This is a genomic window from Sulfitobacter sp. 1A15106, assembly GCF_043556995.1.
Lineage (GTDB): Bacteria > Pseudomonadota > Alphaproteobacteria > Rhodobacterales > Rhodobacteraceae > Sulfitobacter > Sulfitobacter faviae.
This window is the reverse complement of record NZ_JBIFFM010000001.1, coordinates 20,552-37,305: the sequence shown is the minus strand read 5'-3', so window position 1 is coordinate 37,305 and position 16,754 is coordinate 20,552. Positions and strand designations below refer to the sequence as shown.

At 63.7% G+C, this 16,754-nt stretch carries 20 protein-coding genes; 10 read left to right on the top strand and 10 right to left on the bottom strand.

What is annotated here, in order from left to right:
* Positions 1-42: 42 nt before the first annotated feature.
* A complete protein-coding gene (locus ACGYKA_RS00210; protein ID WP_394410353.1) occupies positions 43-987 on the bottom strand; it encodes a glycosyltransferase family 2 protein in 945 nt (314 codons plus the stop codon).
* Between the two features lie 78 nt (positions 988-1,065).
* Positions 1,066-2,685, bottom strand: a complete 1,620-nt coding sequence (locus ACGYKA_RS00205; RefSeq protein WP_394410459.1) for a peptide chain release factor 3 — start codon at positions 2,683-2,685, stop codon at positions 1,066-1,068.
* Between the two features lie 103 nt (positions 2,686-2,788).
* On the opposite strand from ACGYKA_RS00205, the gene ACGYKA_RS00200 reads away from it, so the two are divergent.
* A complete protein-coding gene (locus ACGYKA_RS00200; RefSeq protein ID WP_394410356.1) occupies positions 2,789-3,172 on the top strand; it encodes a SnoaL-like domain-containing protein in 384 nt (127 codons plus the stop codon).
* On the opposite strand, the gene ACGYKA_RS00195 is transcribed toward ACGYKA_RS00200, so the two are convergent.
* Positions 3,169-4,182 carry a Hint domain-containing protein gene (locus tag ACGYKA_RS00195; RefSeq protein ID WP_394410359.1) on the bottom strand — a complete coding sequence of 338 codons (1,014 nt, stop codon included), beginning with the start codon at positions 4,180-4,182 and terminating at the stop codon, positions 3,169-3,171. The genes ACGYKA_RS00200 and ACGYKA_RS00195 overlap by 4 nt on opposite strands.
* Before the next feature lie 136 nt (positions 4,183-4,318).
* Between ACGYKA_RS00195 and ACGYKA_RS00190 the strand changes: the two genes are divergently transcribed.
* The 5 genes from ACGYKA_RS00190 (at position 4,319) to ACGYKA_RS00170 (ending at position 8,427) form a co-directional block, all read left to right on the top strand.
* A complete protein-coding gene (locus tag ACGYKA_RS00190) occupies positions 4,319-5,098 on the top strand; it encodes an SDR family oxidoreductase (protein ID WP_394410362.1) in 780 nt (259 codons plus the stop codon).
* Between the two features lie 143 nt (positions 5,099-5,241).
* Positions 5,242-6,600 (top strand): sodium:proline symporter, encoded by a 1,359-nt coding sequence (locus ACGYKA_RS00185; RefSeq protein ID WP_394417303.1) that lies wholly within the window; start codon positions 5,242-5,244, stop codon positions 6,598-6,600.
* Between the two features lie 42 nt (positions 6,601-6,642).
* Positions 6,643-7,731, top strand: coding sequence for an ABC transporter ATP-binding protein (locus ACGYKA_RS00180; RefSeq protein ID WP_394410368.1), 1,089 nt, complete (start codon positions 6,643-6,645; stop codon positions 7,729-7,731).
* Positions 7,728-8,078, top strand: coding sequence for a Lin0512 family protein (locus ACGYKA_RS00175; RefSeq protein WP_394410370.1), 351 nt, complete (start codon positions 7,728-7,730; stop codon positions 8,076-8,078). Before ACGYKA_RS00180 ends, ACGYKA_RS00175 begins: the two co-directional genes overlap by 4 nt.
* Positions 8,071-8,427 (top strand): Lin0512 family protein, encoded by a 357-nt coding sequence (locus tag ACGYKA_RS00170; RefSeq protein WP_394410373.1) that lies wholly within the window; start codon positions 8,071-8,073, stop codon positions 8,425-8,427. Before ACGYKA_RS00175 ends, ACGYKA_RS00170 begins: the two co-directional genes overlap by 8 nt.
* An 18-nt stretch (positions 8,428-8,445) precedes the next feature.
* On the opposite strand, the gene ACGYKA_RS00165 is transcribed toward ACGYKA_RS00170, so the two are convergent.
* The gene (locus ACGYKA_RS00165; RefSeq protein ID WP_394410375.1) at positions 8,446-9,108 is read right to left on the bottom strand and encodes a helix-turn-helix transcriptional regulator; all 663 of its coding nucleotides are present in this window, start codon (positions 9,106-9,108) and stop codon (positions 8,446-8,448) included.
* 183 nt (positions 9,109-9,291) lie between these two features.
* Here ACGYKA_RS00165 and ACGYKA_RS00160 point away from each other — a divergent pair, with 183 nt between their 5' ends.
* Genes ACGYKA_RS00160 through ACGYKA_RS00145 form a run of 4 tightly spaced genes read left to right on the top strand, consistent with a single transcriptional unit; the run spans position 9,292 to position 11,837 of the window.
* Positions 9,292-9,558, top strand: a complete 267-nt coding sequence (locus tag ACGYKA_RS00160; protein WP_067268177.1) for a twin-arginine translocase TatA/TatE family subunit — start codon at positions 9,292-9,294, stop codon at positions 9,556-9,558.
* Between the two features lie 4 nt (positions 9,559-9,562).
* Positions 9,563-10,129 (top strand): Sec-independent protein translocase protein TatB, encoded by a 567-nt coding sequence (gene tatB, locus ACGYKA_RS00155; RefSeq protein WP_394410378.1) that lies wholly within the window; start codon positions 9,563-9,565, stop codon positions 10,127-10,129.
* A gap of 5 nt (positions 10,130-10,134) precedes the next feature.
* The gene (gene tatC, locus ACGYKA_RS00150) at positions 10,135-10,992 is read left to right on the top strand and encodes a twin-arginine translocase subunit TatC (RefSeq protein WP_067267932.1); all 858 of its coding nucleotides are present in this window, start codon (positions 10,135-10,137) and stop codon (positions 10,990-10,992) included.
* Complete coding sequence (locus ACGYKA_RS00145) at positions 10,989-11,837, top strand: ATP-binding protein (protein ID WP_394410381.1); 849 nt, start codon at positions 10,989-10,991, stop codon at positions 11,835-11,837. The genes tatC and ACGYKA_RS00145 overlap by 4 nt, the downstream gene beginning before the upstream one ends.
* A 57-nt stretch (positions 11,838-11,894) precedes the next feature.
* Here the strand turns inward: ACGYKA_RS00145 and ACGYKA_RS00140 are convergent, their stop codons facing one another.
* From ACGYKA_RS00140 to ACGYKA_RS00115, 6 genes are all read right to left on the bottom strand, one after another.
* Complete coding sequence (locus ACGYKA_RS00140) at positions 11,895-13,136, bottom strand: peptidoglycan DD-metalloendopeptidase family protein (protein WP_394410384.1); 1,242 nt, start codon at positions 13,134-13,136, stop codon at positions 11,895-11,897.
* A 61-nt stretch (positions 13,137-13,197) separates the two neighbouring features.
* A complete protein-coding gene (locus ACGYKA_RS00135) occupies positions 13,198-13,854 on the bottom strand; it encodes a protein-L-isoaspartate(D-aspartate) O-methyltransferase (RefSeq protein WP_394410387.1) in 657 nt (218 codons plus the stop codon).
* Positions 13,851-14,636, bottom strand: coding sequence for a 5'/3'-nucleotidase SurE (gene surE / locus ACGYKA_RS00130; RefSeq protein WP_394410390.1), 786 nt, complete (start codon positions 14,634-14,636; stop codon positions 13,851-13,853). Before surE ends, ACGYKA_RS00135 begins: the two co-directional genes overlap by 4 nt.
* A 72-nt stretch (positions 14,637-14,708) precedes the next feature.
* Positions 14,709-15,362, bottom strand: a complete 654-nt coding sequence (locus ACGYKA_RS00125) for an SDR family NAD(P)-dependent oxidoreductase (protein ID WP_394410393.1) — start codon at positions 15,360-15,362, stop codon at positions 14,709-14,711.
* 64 nt (positions 15,363-15,426) lie between these two features.
* Entirely contained in the window at positions 15,427-15,687 is a 261-nt protein-coding gene (locus ACGYKA_RS00120) for a pilus assembly protein PilZ (RefSeq protein WP_067267925.1), read from the bottom strand.
* Between the two features lie 190 nt (positions 15,688-15,877).
* Positions 15,878-16,726, bottom strand: coding sequence for a ferredoxin--NADP reductase (locus tag ACGYKA_RS00115; RefSeq protein WP_394410396.1), 849 nt, complete (start codon positions 16,724-16,726; stop codon positions 15,878-15,880).
* Between the last annotated feature and the right edge of the window lie 28 nt (positions 16,727-16,754).

The window sequence follows — 16,754 nt, the reverse complement described above, 5'->3', positions numbered from 1 at the left end:
TGCGCATAGCAAGTTGGGGCCGTGTCGTCAAACACTTGGGGCTCAGTCGGAGACCTTGGGAAACTGGCGCGGCAGTTTCGCCTCAAGCTCCAGATCGACCTCGCGCAGCAGCCCGTGTGCTGCCAGTGCCTCGCGCAGCGCGGGCGTGTCGGCGCAGACCTCGTCGAAGAACGCGCGCAATCCCGGCTCACCCCCTTCGGATTCGATCATGGAAAAGAGTTCATGCATCGACAATCCGCCGCGATCGCGGGGGCGGTTCGGGGCCAGATCGGCGCGGTAGGAGCCTTTTTCCAGCCGGTAGCGATAGGCGGCGAGCCACTCTGGCCAGCTTTTCGCGTGAAGATGCGCAAGATCAATGCCGGGCTGCTGCTCTGGCCCGTCGATCATCGTATCGTGCTGAAAAGCGTTGTGGATCTGGAGCCGCACCTCCGCCATCCCGGTGCGAACGAAAACTTTCCCGGCCAGATGGCTCAGAAAGCCACCTTTGACGTAATCACCATAGGTCGGGTAAAGCGCCGAGACGATCTGGGCGCGCTCGGGGCCGTTGGGAATGAAGGCTTTGAAAGCCGTCCCATCCCCGGCCAAAGCCTCCATCGGGCGGATGCGGGTGATTTTTTGTGCCGGGGGCAGGGTGGCAAGCACCTCATCCACCGGGCGGTCAGAGACGAGGAACTCGTCCACATCCATATGGATCAGCCAATCCACATCATCCGCCCGGTTATAGGCGCGGGTCGCGTTCTGGCTTTGACGGACTTGATGCTTCTGCGGACGTTTGCCGCAGAGCCTCTGCCAATAGGCCTCGTCGCAGGTGGTGACACGGATTTTCGGATGGGCCTTCAGGCTTTCGAAAGCCTCTGGGTTCTCGGCATCGAGGTATAGGTAGAGGCGGTGCGCGCCCGCCTCCAAATGGTAGGCGGCAAAGCGTCGTATCTCCTCTGCGGGGGCCAGGATCGTGGCCACCAGCCCCCATTTCGTCGTCGTCGTCATCACGTCTCCCCAGTTGGGGTTAGAATGCCATGATCGGCCCCGAAATCAAGGTTTTCTGCCCCCCGGGGGCGGGCCATTTTACACCATCATTTCCTTGGTCGCGGTCAGCTTCACATCCGGGTAATCGCGCTCGACCCGGTCGATGTCCCATTGCAGGCGGGTCAGGTAAACGATGTCGCCATCATGGTCATGCGCGATGTGCTGTTTGTTACTATCGATAAACTTATCAACGGCTTGCTTCGTGCCGTTCACCCAACGGGCCGAGGTGAACTGAGACGGCTCAAACCGAACCGGCAGGCCGTATTCCAACTCGATCCGGCTGGCGAGCACTTCGAATTGCAACTGGCCGACAACGCCCACGACAAACCCCGAACCGATCGAAGGTTTGAACACTTTTGCAGCACCTTCTTCGGCGAATTGCATCAGCGCTTTTTCGAGGTGTTTCGCCTTCAGCGGATCGCCCGCGCGGACCGATTGCAGCAATTCGGGCGCGAAGGAGGGGATGCCGCTCACGCGGAGCGCTTCGCCCTGGGTCAGCGTGTCGCCGATACGCAGCTGCCCGTGGTTGGGGATGCCGATGATGTCACCGGCCCAAGCTTCCTCGGCCAACTCGCGGTCGGAGGCGAGGAACATCACCGGGTTGGACACCGTCATCGGCTTTTTCGTGCGCACATGGGTCATTTTCATGCCACGCTCGAAATGCCCGGAGGCGAGGCGGACAAAGGCCACGCGGTCGCGGTGCTTGGGGTCCATATTGGCCTGCACCTTGAAGACAAAGCCCGCGACTTTTTTCTCTTCGGGCAGGATCTGGCGTGGGGTGGCGGCTTGGATTTGCGGCTCTGGCCCGTATTTGGCGATGCCTTCCATCAATTCACGCACCCCGAAGGAGTTGATGGCCGAGCCGAACCAGATCGGGGTCAGCGTGCCTTCGTGCATCGCCTTGAGGTCCAGCGGTGGCAGAAATTCGCGCGCCATTTCAAGGTCTTCGCGCAGTTTCTCCAGCAGCGCGGCGGGGACGTGTTCGGCCAGCTTTGGGTCGTCCAGCCCTTCGATCTTGATGCTGTCGGCGACGCGGTTCCGGTCGGCACGGTCCATCAGTTCCAGCCGGTCGCGCAGCATGTCATAGCAGCCCACGAAATCGCGGCCCACGCCGATGGGCCAGCTTGCGGGCGTCACGTCGATGGCGAGGTTCTCTTGAATCTCGTCAATGATTTCAAAGGTATCGCGGCTTTCCCGGTCCATCTTGTTACAGAAGGTGAGGATCGGCAGGTCGCGCATCCGGCAGACCTCGAAGAGCTTTTGCGTCTGGCTTTCCACGCCTTTCGCGCCGTCGATCACCATCACGGCGGCGTCCACCGCCGTCAGGGTGCGGTAGGTGTCTTCGGAAAAGTCCGAGTGGCCGGGCGTGTCAACGAGGTTGAACCGGTAGTTGGTGTCACCGCTATGAAAGTCAAAGGACATGGCCGAGGCCGAGACCGAGATACCCCGGTCCTTTTCCATCGCCATGAAGTCCGAGCGGGTGCGCCGGGCTTCGCCCTTGGCGCGCACCTGACCGGCCATTTGAATCGCCCCGCCGAAGAGCAGGAACTTTTCAGTCAGCGTGGTCTTGCCCGCGTCAGGGTGGCTGATGATCGCAAAGGTGCGACGGCGCGCGATCTCGGGCGGCAGGGCGGGGCGGTTTTGCGGCGTGTCCAACATCCGACCCATATAGGCTGCGCCGCGACCGGGCGCAATCTGGCCATTGCTGCGAATCGCTGGGTGGCGTAGGGTGAGAACATAAGGGGTACACGGAGGGGATGCGATGGAACTGAAAGAGATTGCCCGCGAATTGGTCTCGGGCTGCCGTGCGGGGGATGCTGCGGTGCGTGCGAACCTTGATCGGCTCTATGCCGACGATGCCGTCTCGGTCGAAGCCGCTGATATGGGCGGACAGGGGCGAGAGACCCATGGGGTCAAGGCCATCCACGGCAAGCACGACTGGAGGGAGAACGCGATGGAGGAACATAGCACCGAGGTGATCGGCCCGTTCTACTTTGGCGACAGTCAGTTCAGCGCGATGTTCAAGGTCGATGCCACCGACAAGCAAAGCGGTGAGCGGTTCCAGATGGAAGAGATCGGCGTTTACCACGTCAAAGACGGCAAGATCGTCCGGGAGGAGTTCCACTACGCCGTCGAGGCAGCTTAACGGGTTGAGGCTTTGCGCAGCAGCGCCGCCGCGTTGGGGCGGTCAAGCAAAGCCTCTGCCAGATCAAGCCCGGCATGGGGCAGATCGGAATGGCCGGGGATCACCTCGCCCAAGGCTTCGGCCATTTCCGGCGGCAAGACCGAGCGGGTGCGGCTGTCGACCAACATGGATTCGGCGGCGATGCCTTCGGCATAGATGATCTGATGCCCGTCAAAGAGCAGTTGGAAGTAGTCGACGAATCCGCCGTCCTGCACCGTCACGCTGTCGCCATTGACCAGATGCCGCGCCTTGACCAGCAATTCGGACCGGCCCGCGCCCATCTCATCGCTGCGTTGATAGATGAACAGCCGGTGATCGGGGCTGACGATCAGGTCGTGTTCGTTGTTGAGCGTGCCTGCCCGGATGCGGATCGGGGCAAACTCGCCCACCGCGCGCAGGGTGCTCTGCCCGATCCAGCGCAGGGTTTGTACGCCATCATCGCGGGTTAGGATCCGGTCCCCCACGCGCAGGTTTTCGATGGGCCGTAGCTCGCCGGTGCTGAGCGAGATATGGGTGCCGCGCGTGAAAGAGACGCAGGCCAGCTGGCCGAACTTTTGCCGCGCGGTCTGGGTGTCGATGCCCACGATCCGGTAGCCCGTCTGCGGTGTCAGCGGGCCAAACGGCAAAAGGTAAACCTCTGCCGCGTGACCGTGTTGATCGACCTCCACCAGCAGCAGCGCCTCTTGGGTCTGCCCGTCGGGCGACATCAGCGTCAGCAGGCTGTCGAGATGCAGATCGCCCCCGGGGCGGCCCACGCCGGTATCCTCAGTAAGGCGGAATTGATCGCCGGGCAGGGTTAGCAGTGACAGGCGCTGCGGCTCCGCCGCGCGGTCCAACTCATAGACATCATCGAGGACCAATTCGGCGGCAAAGGACAGCGCATCGCCCATATTGGCCCCATCGCTCGCGCGAAATTCCCCGCCGCGGTAGACGGCGAGGTTCTGTGCGGGGGCGGTGCGGCTGGGGGACATGACGGGCCTTTGGTTCAGGGGCTTTCGCCAGTGAGATAGGTTAGAATTGTGGCCCGGATGGGTCAAGGCTCGGGTGATTTGCTGGCATTGGCGGCGCGGCGTGGTAGGCATATGCAAATGCATAGGAGGAATCAAAATGGATTTGGGAATCAAAGGGAAGAAGGCGCTGGTCTGTGCCTCGTCCAAGGGGCTCGGCCTTGGCTGCGCCGAGGCGCTGGCGGCGGCAGGGGTGAACCTTGTGATGAATGCCCGTGGCGCAGAGGCGCTTGAGGCGTCGGCCGAGCGCATCCGTCAGGAACACGGCGTCGAAGTCACCACGGTCGCGGCGGATGTGGCCACGGAAGAGGGGCAAGCGCTGGTCATCAAGGCGGCAGAGGGCTGTGACATTCTGGTCAACAACGCGGGCGGCCCGCCTCCGGGCATGTGGCAGGATTGGGACCGCGAGGATTTTATTAAGGCGCTCGACGCCAATATGCTGGCCCCCATCGCGCTAATCAAAGCGCTGGTGCCGGCCATGATGGAGCGCGGCTGGGGCCGGGTCATCAACATCACCAGCCAGTCGGTGCGCGCGCCGATCCCAGTGCTGGGGCTGAGCAACTCCGCCCGCACCGGGCTTACCGGCTATGTCGCGGGCACCGCGCGGCAGGTGGCGGGCAAGGGGGTTACGATTAACAACCTTCTGCCGGGCATTCATGCGACCGACCGGGCAGATTCGCTCGACGCCAATGTGGTTAAGCAAAAGGGCATCACGCTGGACGAAGCCCGCGCCGAGCGTCAGGCGGGCATCCCCGCGGGGCGCTATGGCACCCGTGAGGAGTTCGGCGCGACCTGTGCCTTCCTTTGTTCGCAGCACGCGGGCTTCATCGTGGGGCAGAACCTGCTGCTGGATGGCGGCGGCACCAATCTGACCATGTAAACCCTCCATGGCCGGGGCGCGCGTCCCGGCCATGACCCGTCGCGGCGGATCACATTCCTGACAGCAGCGGTTTCAGTGCTGGCCCGGATTGCAGGCGGCGGCTAACCCTTGTGGATCAGCTTCTCGCAAAAGGTCCACCGCCCATGCAAACCACTGTTCTTGTCCTTCTTTTCGCAGCCGTGATCCTTGCCAGCCTCTTGGTGGCACCGCGCCGCGCGACGGTCGAAGGCTTCTTTGGCGGGGCCAATGCGGCAGGCCGCGCGCCGGGGCTTTCGGTGCTGGTGCTGAGCCAAGTCACCACGTGGATTTTCGCCCGCAGCCTGATGAACGCGGCGATCTTGGGCTATTTCTACGGCATCGCGGGCACACTGGCCTATGCGGCCTATTATGGGTCTTTCCTGACGGGCGGCTTCATCGTGGGTCACCTGCGCCGCGGCGGCGCGCGGTCGGTGCAGGACTGGCTGGCGGGGCATTTCGGGAGCGCGGGCACGGCGGCCTATAACCTCGTGATCGGGCTGCGGCTGCTGTCCGAGGTTTTTGCCAATCTCTTGGTCGTCGCGCTGATTTTCGAAGCCGTCTGGCCCGGGTCGGGTACGCTGGCTGTGCTGATCGTCGCCGCCCTTGGTTTTGGCTATTCGGCGTGGGGCGGGCTTTCCGCCGCGCTGCGTACGGATGTGGTACAAATGCTGGTCTTTCTCATCGTCTTCGGCCTTGCGCTCGGGGCGCTGCTGCTGAGCCCGGGGTTCGAGCTTGGCGCGGTGCTGAGCGCGCCAGGAGCCTCTGGCTCCTACAACGGCTGGGTGCTCTTGGTCGTGGCGCTGTTGCAGGTCTTTTCCTACCCGGCGCATGACCCGGTGATGATGGACCGCGGCTTTCTCGCGGATGAGGCGACCACCCGGGCGTCTTTCCTCCATGCCTTCTGGATTTCGACCCTTTGCATCATTGGTTTTGGCTTTTTCGGCATCCAAGCCAGCCTGACCGGCGCGGCCTATGAGGGTGAGTTGATCGGCACATGGGGGCAAATGTTCCCGGGCTGGATTTTCGTGGCGCTGATGCTGTCGCTGCTGGTCTCGGCGCTGTCGACGCTCGACTCGGCGCTCGCCTCTGCCGCGCGGCTGATGGTTGAGGAATGGCGCATTGCGCCGCGCAGCCTGGCGGGCGGGCGGCTGGTGATGGCGGGGTTCATGGCGCTTGGTGCGCTGCTGACGCTTTGGGGCAACGCCACGCTTTTTGATGCCGTGGCGGTGAGCGGCACCGCGTCGATGTTCCTCACCCCGGTGCTGCTCATCGGGCTGGTGGCGGGGCGCGCGATCCCGGTCTGGAGCTACCTTGTTGCCTTTGCCGCCGCGATGCTGGGGGCTGCGGCCTATTTCGCGCGGGGCTGGGGATGGGTCGCGGCACTTCTGCCCGAGGGGCATAAATACGAGCAATTGTTGGTGATCTGCATCTTCGTGCTGCTGGCCGGGTTCGCGGCGGTGCTTGCGGGGGCGCGGCGGGGCTGATAGCTGGGTTTCCGAGCGATTTGATCGGATACCGCAGCCTCCATGAGTGACCCCACCCCCCGTCTGGAAATCCGCAACCTGCGCCGCGCCTATGGCGGGCGGCAGGTGGTCGATGACGTATCCCTGCAGATCTTGCCGGGGCAGGTGACCTGTCTGCTTGGCCCCTCGGGCTGCGGCAAATCCACCACGTTGCGCATGATCGCGGGCGTTGAGATGCAAGACAGCGGCACGATCCATGTCGACGGCAAACTGATCTGCGACACCATGTTCCGCGTCCCGCCCGAGCGGCGCGAGATCGGGCTGATGTTCCAAGATTTCGCCCTGTTCCCGCATCTGAGCGTGGCCGACAACGTGGGCTTTGGCCTCAAGAAAGGCACGCGTGAGGAGAAACGCGCGCGGATCAAAGAACTGCTCGAACGGGTGGACCTGCTGCGCTATATCGACGGATACCCGCACCAGCTTTCGGGCGGGGAGCAGCAGCGCGTGGCCCTGGCCCGCGCGCTGGCGCCGCAGCCGCGTATCATGCTGATGGATGAACCGTTTTCCGGTCTCGACAACCGCCTGCGTGATGGCATCCGCGACGAGACGCTGAGCATCCTCAAGGAAGAGGACACCGCCGTTTTGCTGGTCACCCATGAGCCGGACGAGGCGATGCGCATGGCTGATGAGATTGCGCTGATGCGCGACGGCAAGATCGTGCAGCAAGGGGCGCCCTACAACGTCTATACGCGGCCCGCCGACCGCGCCTCCGTCGCCTTTTTCAGCGATGCCAATGTGCTTGAGGCCACGGTGACCGGGGCATTGGCCGATACGGTCTTTGGCCAATTCCTTGCCCCCGGGGTGCCCGACGGCACGCCCGTAAATATCGTCTTTCGCCCGCAACACCTGCGCATCGATTTTGACCGGGCGGGCAAGGGGCCGCGCCCGACGGCGACCGATGGCACACCGGCCCGGGCGGTGGTGGAACGCGCGCGTTTTATGGGCAACGAAAGCCTCGTGGAATTCGTACTGGAGGAGGACGGATCACGGCTCAAGGCCACGGTGCCCAATGTCTTTCTGCCGCAACCCGGCGCCGTCATGTGGCTGACCGTGCGCCGCGATCGTTGCTTTGTCTTTCCGGTGACCTCATGAAGCCGCTTTTGGTGGAATTCGGCATGGGCTCTTCCCTGCGGCGCGGTGATTATACGCAGGCCGCGAAACGCGCGGTGCAGGATGCGCTGTGGCACAATTCGATCAATCTGGCCGAGCTTTTCGGTTTTGATAAGTCGGCCATGCGCATCACCCTCGACGTGGGTGTGCAGCGCCCGGATCTGGTGGATGCCGAAGCGCTGCGCGCGGTCTTTCCCTATGGCGAGGTGACGGTGAAGCTGCATCACGGCGGCCTCGACGTGCCGCGCCCCGAAGGGGAAGGGAACCCGACGGTTATGGCCAATGTGGCGCTCTCCGTCGGCTTCGAGATGGAGCGTGCCGATGACTGAGCAGCGGATCATCATCGAAATGGGCATGGGCAACGATCTGCATGGGATGGACTATACCAAAGCCGCCGCCCGCGCGATCGAGGATGCCCTGCGCCATTCGTCCCTGCCGCTGTTCGGCGCGCTAGAGGTGACGCCGGATCAGATGCGCGTGCAGGTCACCGTCGCGGTGCAAGAGCCTGAGAAGGTGGATGTCGACGCGCTGGTGGCCAAACTGCCGCGCGGTCGCGCCGAGGTGCACGCGGTAAAGGGCGGGCTGAACGTGGAAACGGGACAGGATACCATCGTGATCGCGCAGGCCAGTGTCGAGGCGTTTTTGCCCGCGCAAACCGGCTGGCGATTGAAGGGCTGAGGCGGCGTTGATCTGGGGTTAGGGGCGATGATCCGCGAGCGTTCGGCCCGGCTCGTCCACGAATAACTCCGGTAGGGGTTCGGCGCTCTCGATCTGATCAAGCGGCAGGGTCACGAAATCCGCCGCCCCCTCGCTCCAGGCCGTCAGCAGCCAGAACCGCCCCCAATTGCGCACCTCAAGCGGGCGCACCACCTGCGGCGCTTCGCCGATCACTGCAATCCGCAGCTTTTGGCGGGCCTGCACCGCCGCGCGTAGCACCGGCAAATGGGTGAAAACCCGCGTGGCTTTGCTCTGCGACCTCAGCGCCTGCGCCCATGCGGCACCCTCGGCAATGGTCTCGGTCGGCAGCACCGCGTCGAATTTGGCGGCCAATGTTTCTGCTGCGGCTTGCAGGGCGGGGTCGCCCACCTCTGCTGCCACGGCGAGGCCGAGGTTCAGCGCCTCCAACTCCGCCGTCGTCAGGGTCAGCGGGGGTAGGGTGATCGCAGGGATGATCCGATAGCCTTCGCCCCGCGTCCCAGCGATGGACAGGCCCGCCGCGCTGAGCTTGCCCATATCGCGGTAGATCGTGCGTGTGGAGACGCCGAACTGCCGGGCCAGATCCTCGGACCGGTGCAGTTGCCCATCCCGCAGCCTGTCGATCAGCCGGACAAGCCGATCTTCGGTTTTCGCTGATACCATGCTGCCTCCTGACGCTCCTGACAAAAACATGTCACAGCTCGAATTGCACGCGCGAAAATCGGCAGTCCTTCGCCCGCAGCACCGCCCATCCGCCGCATTGCCCCTTCATGGTCCCGGCGGCGCCCGCTATCACGGTGCAGACTGGCGCGACCAGACTGCGCCAAACATGATGGGAGAACAGACATGTTGAACAATATCGGACTGCCGGGCCTGCTGCTGATCGCGGTTGTCGTGCTGGTGCTTTTTGGCCGGGGCAAGATTTCCTCGCTCATGGGCGAGGTCGGCAAGGGCATCACCAGCTTCAAGAAAGGCATCAGCGAAGGCGAAGAAGAGAACAAGCGCGACGAGATCAAGCATGTCGAAGACGTGCACCATGCTGACCTGCCGGAACATGCCGATCAGGGCACCCATCCCAAGACCGACCTGAAGGCCGACAAGGACCGGGTGTAACCCAATGTTCGATCTGGGTTGGACGGAACTTTTAGTCATCGGCGTGGTGGCCCTGATCGTGGTCGGCCCCAAGGACTTGCCCGTGCTGTTTCGGCGCGTCGGGCAATTCGTGGGCAAGGCCAAAGGCATGGCGCGTGAATTCAGCCAAGCGATGAACGATGCCGCCGATGAAAGCGGCATGCGCGAGATGTCATCGTCGCTGAACAAATCGCTTAAAACGGCCAGCAACCCGCTAGGCAGCGCCATGGATGAGGTCAAGGACGCGACCCGGTCACTGACCAATTTCGACCCTGAGAGCGAGACCGGCAAACTGGCGGCGCAAAAGGCCGAGGATGTGAAGAAGATCCAAGCCAGCACCGCGCGGGCCGCCGCCGAACGCAAGCAACGCGAAGCGGCGGAAGCCATGACACAGGCCGAGGCGGCAGACGCGAAGCTTTCGGACACCGCCCCGGCTAAGGAAGCCCCGGCGCGGCCTGTGATCGAAAAAGACGCAGGTCAGGCCCAAGCGGCATCGGACGATGCCGCCGCCAAGACGTCACCGGCACCCAAAGCTGCCGCCAAGAAAGAGTGAGTTGAATGAGCGCCACCGACGATTATGACGAGATCGACGACAGTTCCGCCCCGTTGATCGAGCATCTGGCCGAGCTGCGCACGCGGCTCATCCATTCGGTCATCGCCTTCATCATCGGGATGGTGATCTGCTTTACCGTCTGGAACCCGATCTTCAACTTCCTAACAGAACCGCTCTGCTCGGCCATGGCCGAGCGCGGGCAAGAGGATTGCGGGCTGATCCTGATCAAGCTGCAAGAGGGTTTCTTCGTCGCCATCTCGATCTCGCTTCTGGGCGGTCTGGTGCTGGGCTTCCCCTTCATCAGCTACCAGCTGTGGCGCTTCGTGGCGCCGGGGCTTTACAAGAACGAGAAGGGGGCCTTTCTGCCCTTCCTGATCTCTTCGCCGGTGATGTTTTTCCTTGGCGCGGCTTTCGCCTTTTACGTCGTCACGCCGCTGGCCTTCGACTTCTTCCTTGGCTTCCAACAGGCCGGCACGCTGGTCGGTGGGCCGGATGGTGAAAACGGCATCGCCGCCATCGCCTTCCAAGGCTCGGCGCAGGAGTATCTGTCGCTCACGATCAAATTCATCGTGGCCTTTGGCCTGTGTTTCCAGCTCCCGGTTCTGCTGACACTGATGGGCAAGGCGGGGCTGGTCAGTTCCGAAGGTCTGGCCAATGTGCGCAAATATGCGGTGGTGGCGATCCTCGTGCTGGCCGCGCTGGTCACGCCGCCGGATGTGATCACGCAGGTGATCCTTTTCGTGGTGGTTTATGGCCTTTACGAAATCTCGATCTTCCTCGTGCGTCGGGTCGAGACAAAGCGCAACGAAAAGCTGCGCGAAGAGGGCTACTTTGACGACGAAGACGAGGAAGACCTGCTGTGATAAACGATCCGATGGACCGTATCGCGGCGGCGCTGGAGCGTATGTCTCCCGCGCCGCTTGCCGCCCCGGACTTCGATGCGGCCACTGCCTTCGTCTGGCACACCGACCCCGACCGTCTAATTCCCGTGCCGCAGGTCGCGCGGATCGACCTGCCGCTTTTGGTGGGGGTGGATCGGGCGCGGGATACGCTCTTGGCCAACACCCGCCAATTCGCGGCGGGGCTGCCTGCGAATAACGCGCTGCTCTGGGGCGCGCGGGGCATGGGGAAATCCAGCCTTGTCAAAGCGATACACGCGGATGTTCAAGCATCACATGAAGCATTGCGCATCGTTGAATTGCAGCGCGAAGACCTGCCGTCGGTCGGGCGGCTTCTGTCCCTCCTGCGCGGGGCCTCGCAGCGGTTCATCCTGTTTTGCGACGACCTGAGCTTTGGCCATGACGACGCGCATTACAAATCGCTGAAGGCCGTGTTGGATGGGGGCATCGAAGGGCGGCCCGAGAATGTCGTGCTCTATGCCACATCGAACCGCCGCCACCTGATGCCGCGCGACATGATCGAGAACGAGCGCGGCAGCGCGATCAATCCTTCCGAAGCGGTAGAGGAAAAGGTCTCTCTCTCTGACCGGTTCGGGCTCTGGCTGGGGTTCCATCCCTGCGATCAGGACCAATATCTGGCGATGATCCGCGGCTATTGCGATGCCTTCGGCGTAGAGATCGACGACGACACATTGCGCGCCGAGGCTGTCGAATGGCAGGCCACACGCGGCGCCCGCTCGGGCCGGGTGGCTTGGCAATATTTCGTGGATTTGGCTGGCCGGAAAGGCGTTCCCGTTTCGGGCGGTTGAGCGCCGGACGGTATTGGCGAAAGGGCCCGCATATTCTGCGGGCCCTTTGTCGTTTGGTTACTGAATATAGGGTGTCGGATCGACGCTCTCAAAACCTTTGCGCACCTCGAAATGCACATGCGATTCCGACCCGCCGCGCAGTTTGGCGATCTGTTGACCCCGGCTGACGCTATCGCCCTTCGCCACATTCACGCCGTCGACATTCGCATAGACCGTGAGCAGGTTGTTGGCATGGCGCACTACGACGATCGGGATTCCCTCGGCGCTTTTGGTAATCGCGGCGACGGTGCCCGCCTCGGCGGCTTTCACCGGCCCGCCGGGGCTGCCCTTGATGTTGATGCCCTCGTTCTTGCCCTTGGAATAGGCGCGGATGATGGAGCCTTGGACCGGCGGGGTCATCTTGGTCGCCTTTGCCGGGGCGGTGGGCTTGCCCACATCGGCCACAGGCTCTTTCGGCTCGACCTTGGGCGGCAGGGGCTGTGCGGTCTCATCCTGCGGCAGCGGTTTGGCGGCGGAGGGCGGCGTCGGCGTGGGGGTGCCTGCGCCGGGCGCGCTGGTGACCGGCTGCACGGGGCGCGAGGCCGCGGCGCTCGACGCGGTGTTGGTCGCCTGACGCGGGGGCGCCTGTTTCTCGACCGGGATCAGCAGGAATTGGCCCTCGCGGATCGCGAAATCGGGGCCGAGGCCGTTCCACTCGGCCAGTGCCTTGACCGGCACGTTGTAAAGACGCGCCACGGTATAGGCGGTCTCGCCACGCTCGACCCGGTGGCGCACAGGCTCTTTCGCCTGCGGTGCCGCGGGCTGCGGCGCAGGCGTGCTGGTGGTGCCTGCGGGCGGCAGGCTTTGGGTCTGGACGCTGGGGGTGGCCGGGGCGCGGTCGATGGCGCTGCCGGCAAGGGTGGTAATGTCCACGGCGCCATTGGTGCCCGGCGCGGGCTCAGAGACGCGGCGGGGCAGAGCGATGATCTCACCCTGGCGGAGCGGGACGCCCTGATCGATCCCGTTGTAGCGGGCCAATTCGCCGCCGTCGGCGCCCACACGCGCGGCCACGTCTTTCAGCGTATCGCCCCGGCGGGCGACGACGACTTGGTAATTGGGGTAAGAGATCACGCCCCGGGCGTCGGGCTTGGGCCGGTCTGCCAAAGGCCCGCGCGCGGCTTCAGCGGTGGAGAACCCATCGCCAAAGGTGCTGCGCATGTCGTAATCCAAGGGCTGATTTTCGCAACCTGCCAGCAGTATCGCACTGGTCCCGGCCATTAGGGTCAGCCGCATGGAGCGGCGCAAGCGTGTTTGGCGCATCTGCAAGTCCTCATCTTCGCCCCCAGACGGTATGGGGCGTTGTCCGTGTCTCTGTAACCTATTAGCCGTCCTTGCCCAAGCCTTCCAGCAGGGGGACAAAGCGCACGGCACGCAATTCGTCGTATTCCAGTCCCTCAGCGGTCTTTCGCACGCGGATGAGGTGTTGGACCGTGTCGGATTGGCCGACGGGCAGCACCATGATGCCGCCTTCCTTTAGCTGCGCGAGCAGGGGGCCGGGCGGGTCTTCGGCGGCGGCGGTCACGATGATCCGGTCAAAGGGGGCCTGTTCGGCAAGGCCAAAGCTGCCATCGGCGGTGATCGCGGTGATATTGGTCAGATCCATCGCCTCGAAGACACCGCGCGCCTCTTGCACCAGACGGCGGTGCCGGTCGATGGTATAGACCCGCCGGGCGAGCTTGCTGAGGATCGCGGCCTGATAGCCCGAGCCAGTCCCGATTTCGAGCACCTTATCGCGTGAGGACACCTGCAAGGCTTGGCTCATGAGCCCGACGACAGAGGGTTGGCTGATGGTCTGGCCGCAGGCGATGGGCAGGGGCATGTCCTCATAGGCGCGGCTGGCAAAGAGGCCGCGGATGAAGGGGCCGCGGTCGATCGCTTCCATCGCTGTGAGCACACGCGCATCGGTCACGCCTTTGGAGCGTAGCGCGTAGAGGAACTGCATCTTGCGTTCCGCTTCAGAGATGGGTGGCTCATTCATCCGTTGATGCCCGCCAGCGTTTCGAGAGCCGCGTGATCCGTCAGGTCGCAGCGCATCGGGGTGACCGAGACATAGCCGTCAAGGTTGACGCAGGCATCGCTGCCCGGGGCCGTTTGCACGCGCTGGTCGCCGCCCTTGATCCACAAAAAGCGGCGGCCCGAGGGCGACAGATGTGCTTCGGTCGAAAACCCGGTGCCGGGGCGGCGGCCCTGCGGCGCAAGCCGGATGCCGCGCACATCTGCGCCCGCTACGGGGGGGAAGTTCACGTTGTAGAAAAGCCCATAGGCCGCGTCTTCTTTGGGGCTGTGGTCCAGAATGCGGCGGCAGGTCTCGGCCCCATGCTGGGCGGCGGCCTCAAAAGGGTCGGCCAGATCGCGGTTGGCGGGGCCGTAGTATTGCGACAGGGCGATGGCGGGCAAACCTTGCAACGCCGCCTCGATCGCGCCGCCAAGCGTGCCGGAATAGAGCGCGTTTTCAGCCGCGTTATTGCCCCGGTTCACGCCGGAGAGTACCAGATCGGGGGGGGCGGCGGTCATCGTGTCGTGGATCGCGGCAAGGACGCAATCGGCGGGGGAGCCTTCGGTGGCGAAGACGCGTTCGTCCAATTGCGTGATCATCATCGGCTTGGTGTAGCTGATGCAGTGGCCGACGCCGGATTGCTCAAACGCCGGTGCCACGGTCCAGACCTCGCCCGCAGGCCCGGCCAGTTCCTCGGCAATGGCGCGCAGCACGGCCAGACCGGGCGCGTTGATGCCGTCATCGTTTGTAATCAAAATACGCATGAATGGCCCCTTTTTGCCTTGATAGGCGAGGGGCGGACCGGCGGCAAGCGCAGCGCGCCGGTGCCGCGCGGTTCAGGAGGCGGAGTTTTCCGACAGTTGCGCCAATACCGCAGCGGCCTGCGTGGCGGTGTCGCTCAGCGCCGCGCGGTCTTCACCGGGGAAGAAGCGGGCGCGGGTGGCGGTGGGCATCGGCTCGGGCGTGAGGATATGGACACGGGGGCCGATCTGCGCGGTCTCGACCTGCCAAGAGGTCGCCAGCGCGATCTGCGCAGCCTTGGTGGCCCCGTAGCTGCCGAAGAATTTCGTGCCCGCACGCGGATCGTTAAAGAAGACCGCCGTGCCATCCGCCCCCAAAAGCGGCGAGACAAAGGTGATCAGCCGCGCGGTGGCGGTGACGTTTCCGGCGATGGATTTCTCCATATCCTTGGCGTCGATGTGATCGGTGGGCGTCAGCGGAGCGGCATGGACGGCGCAATGCAGCCAAAGGTCAAGGCTGCCCCAGCGGTCATGGATGCCCCGGCAAAGCACCGCCATCGCATCGGCGTTGGTGATGTCCATCGGGGCCAGAGTGGCGCTGCCACCCTTGGCTTGGATGCGGTCGTCCAACTCTTCCAACGCGCCGGTCGTGCGGCCGACCGCGATGATGTGATGGGTGGGGGCCAAGGCTTCTGCCAATGCGGCCCCAAGGCCGCGCGATGCGCCGGTGATCAATGCTATCTTGCTCATGCGCGGGATGTGCACTGCCCCGCGCGGCAGGTCAAGAGGCGCGCGCCGCGCCTCCCCCAAGGTTTCAGCCCTGCGGCAGGCGCAGCACTTGATTGCCGCGGCGGCTGGAAAGCACCAACGTCCCTTGCCCGATGGCAGAGACGACGCCGCCTGCGACCTGATCGCCCACTTCGACGCGCGAGATTTTACCGCCACCTTCGCGGATCAGCGCGCCGGGCGTGCTGTCGCTGCCGAAGATGCCGATCAGCGCCGTGCTGGACAGGTCGGCCTTCTGAGTTGCCAGATCGGAGACTTTCTTTGGGGTCGGGGTCCCATTGCTCGCCATTGATATGCCTTTCGCCTGTGGTTGCGTTTCGCGCGGCAGTCCCCCGCGCTCGCAAGGCGTCAGCTAAGCCCTGCCGCAGTGCAGCGGAAGGGGGCGTTTTCGGGATGCGCAGGGTTCTGCCAAAGCGTCGGCAAAGCTGCGCCGACACCTTGGTTATAACGCTGCGACCTTTCGTAAGGCTTAATTCGGCTTAGCCGACGAAAGCCTTTTCGACGACGAAATGCTGGGGGTCGGAATTGGCACCCTCGGTGAGGCCAAAGCCTTCGAGAATCTCCATAATATCCTTGTTGAACCCAAGGCTGCCGCAGACCATGGCACGGTCATGGGCGGCATTGATCTGGGGCACGCCCAGATCTTTGAACACCGTGCCATCCTGCAAAAGATTGGTGATCCGGCCCATCTTGGGGCTCTCTTCGCGGGTGGTGGTCGGGTAATAGCGAATCTTGGCAAGGTTTTCCGGGCCGATGAGTTCCTGCATCAGCTCGTCGGCCTTCAGCCCTTCGATCAACTGGCGGCCATACTCAAGCTCTGCAACGTCGCGGCAGGTGTGGGTGACGATGACCTCGTCGAATTTCTCATAGGTCTCAGGCTCGCGCAGCAGGCTTGCGAAGGGGGCAAAGCCGGTGCCGGTGGCGAACATCCACAGCCGGTGGCCGGGCAGAAGCGCGTCATGGACCAGTGTGCCCACGGGCTTGGGCCGCAGGATGATCTGATCGCCGGGCTGGATGTGCTGTAGTTTGGAGGTCAGCGGGCCGTCTTGCACCTTGATCGAGTAGAACTCCAACTCATCGTCCCACGCGGGCGAGGCGATGGAATAGGCGCGCAAGAGCGGTTTTTGCTTGCCGGTTTCGGGATGCGGGTCGCCCATCAGGCCAATCATCACGAATTCACCCGAGCGGAACCGCAGGGAAGCGGGCCGGGTTACCCGGAACGAGAACAGCTGATCGGTCCAGTGGGTCACCGAGGTCACGGTCTGGGCGTCGGGCAATGTCGGGACGGGCTTGGCGGCGGTTTGGTTCACTGTGCTCTGCTCGGTCATCATGGTTTCCGCAAATCGGGTTGCGGCC

Bases quoted from the DNA above. Each gene is read 5' to 3' on its own strand.
- ACGYKA_RS00180 (WP_394410368.1), top strand. From the start codon at position 6,643: ATGAGTGACCCCACCCCCCGTCTGGAAATCCGCAACCTGCGCCGCGCC.
- ACGYKA_RS00125 (WP_394410393.1), bottom strand. From the start codon at position 15,362: ATGAGCAAGATAGCATTGATCACCGGCGCATCGCGCGGCCTTGGGGCC.
- ACGYKA_RS00185 (WP_394417303.1), top strand. From the start codon at position 5,242: ATGCAAACCACTGTTCTTGTCCTTCTTTTCGCAGCCGTGATCCTTGCC.
- ACGYKA_RS00135 (WP_394410387.1), bottom strand. From the start codon at position 13,854: ATGAATGAGCCACCCATCTCTGAAGCGGAACGCAAGATGCAGTTCCTC.
- ACGYKA_RS00140 (WP_394410384.1), bottom strand. From the start codon at position 13,136: ATGCGCCAAACACGCTTGCGCCGCTCCATGCGGCTGACCCTAATGGCC.
- tatB (WP_394410378.1), top strand. From the start codon at position 9,563: ATGTTCGATCTGGGTTGGACGGAACTTTTAGTCATCGGCGTGGTGGCC.
- surE (WP_394410390.1), bottom strand. From the start codon at position 14,636: ATGCGTATTTTGATTACAAACGATGACGGCATCAACGCGCCCGGTCTG.
- ACGYKA_RS00115 (WP_394410396.1), bottom strand. From the start codon at position 16,726: ATGACCGAGCAGAGCACAGTGAACCAAACCGCCGCCAAGCCCGTCCCG.
- ACGYKA_RS00190 (WP_394410362.1), top strand. From the start codon at position 4,319: ATGGATTTGGGAATCAAAGGGAAGAAGGCGCTGGTCTGTGCCTCGTCC.
- ACGYKA_RS00210 (WP_394410353.1), bottom strand. From the start codon at position 987: ATGACGACGACGACGAAATGGGGGCTGGTGGCCACGATCCTGGCCCCC.
- tatC (WP_067267932.1), top strand. From the start codon at position 10,135: ATGAGCGCCACCGACGATTATGACGAGATCGACGACAGTTCCGCCCCG.
- ACGYKA_RS00205 (WP_394410459.1), bottom strand. From the start codon at position 2,685: ATGTTGGACACGCCGCAAAACCGCCCCGCCCTGCCGCCCGAGATCGCG.
- ACGYKA_RS00175 (WP_394410370.1), top strand. From the start codon at position 7,728: ATGAAGCCGCTTTTGGTGGAATTCGGCATGGGCTCTTCCCTGCGGCGC.
- ACGYKA_RS00170 (WP_394410373.1), top strand. From the start codon at position 8,071: ATGACTGAGCAGCGGATCATCATCGAAATGGGCATGGGCAACGATCTG.
- ACGYKA_RS00165 (WP_394410375.1), bottom strand. From the start codon at position 9,108: ATGGTATCAGCGAAAACCGAAGATCGGCTTGTCCGGCTGATCGACAGG.
- ACGYKA_RS00200 (WP_394410356.1), top strand. From the start codon at position 2,789: ATGGAACTGAAAGAGATTGCCCGCGAATTGGTCTCGGGCTGCCGTGCG.
- ACGYKA_RS00120 (WP_067267925.1), bottom strand. From the start codon at position 15,687: ATGGCGAGCAATGGGACCCCGACCCCAAAGAAAGTCTCCGATCTGGCA.
- ACGYKA_RS00160 (WP_067268177.1), top strand. From the start codon at position 9,292: ATGTTGAACAATATCGGACTGCCGGGCCTGCTGCTGATCGCGGTTGTC.
- ACGYKA_RS00195 (WP_394410359.1), bottom strand. From the start codon at position 4,182: ATGTCCCCCAGCCGCACCGCCCCCGCACAGAACCTCGCCGTCTACCGC.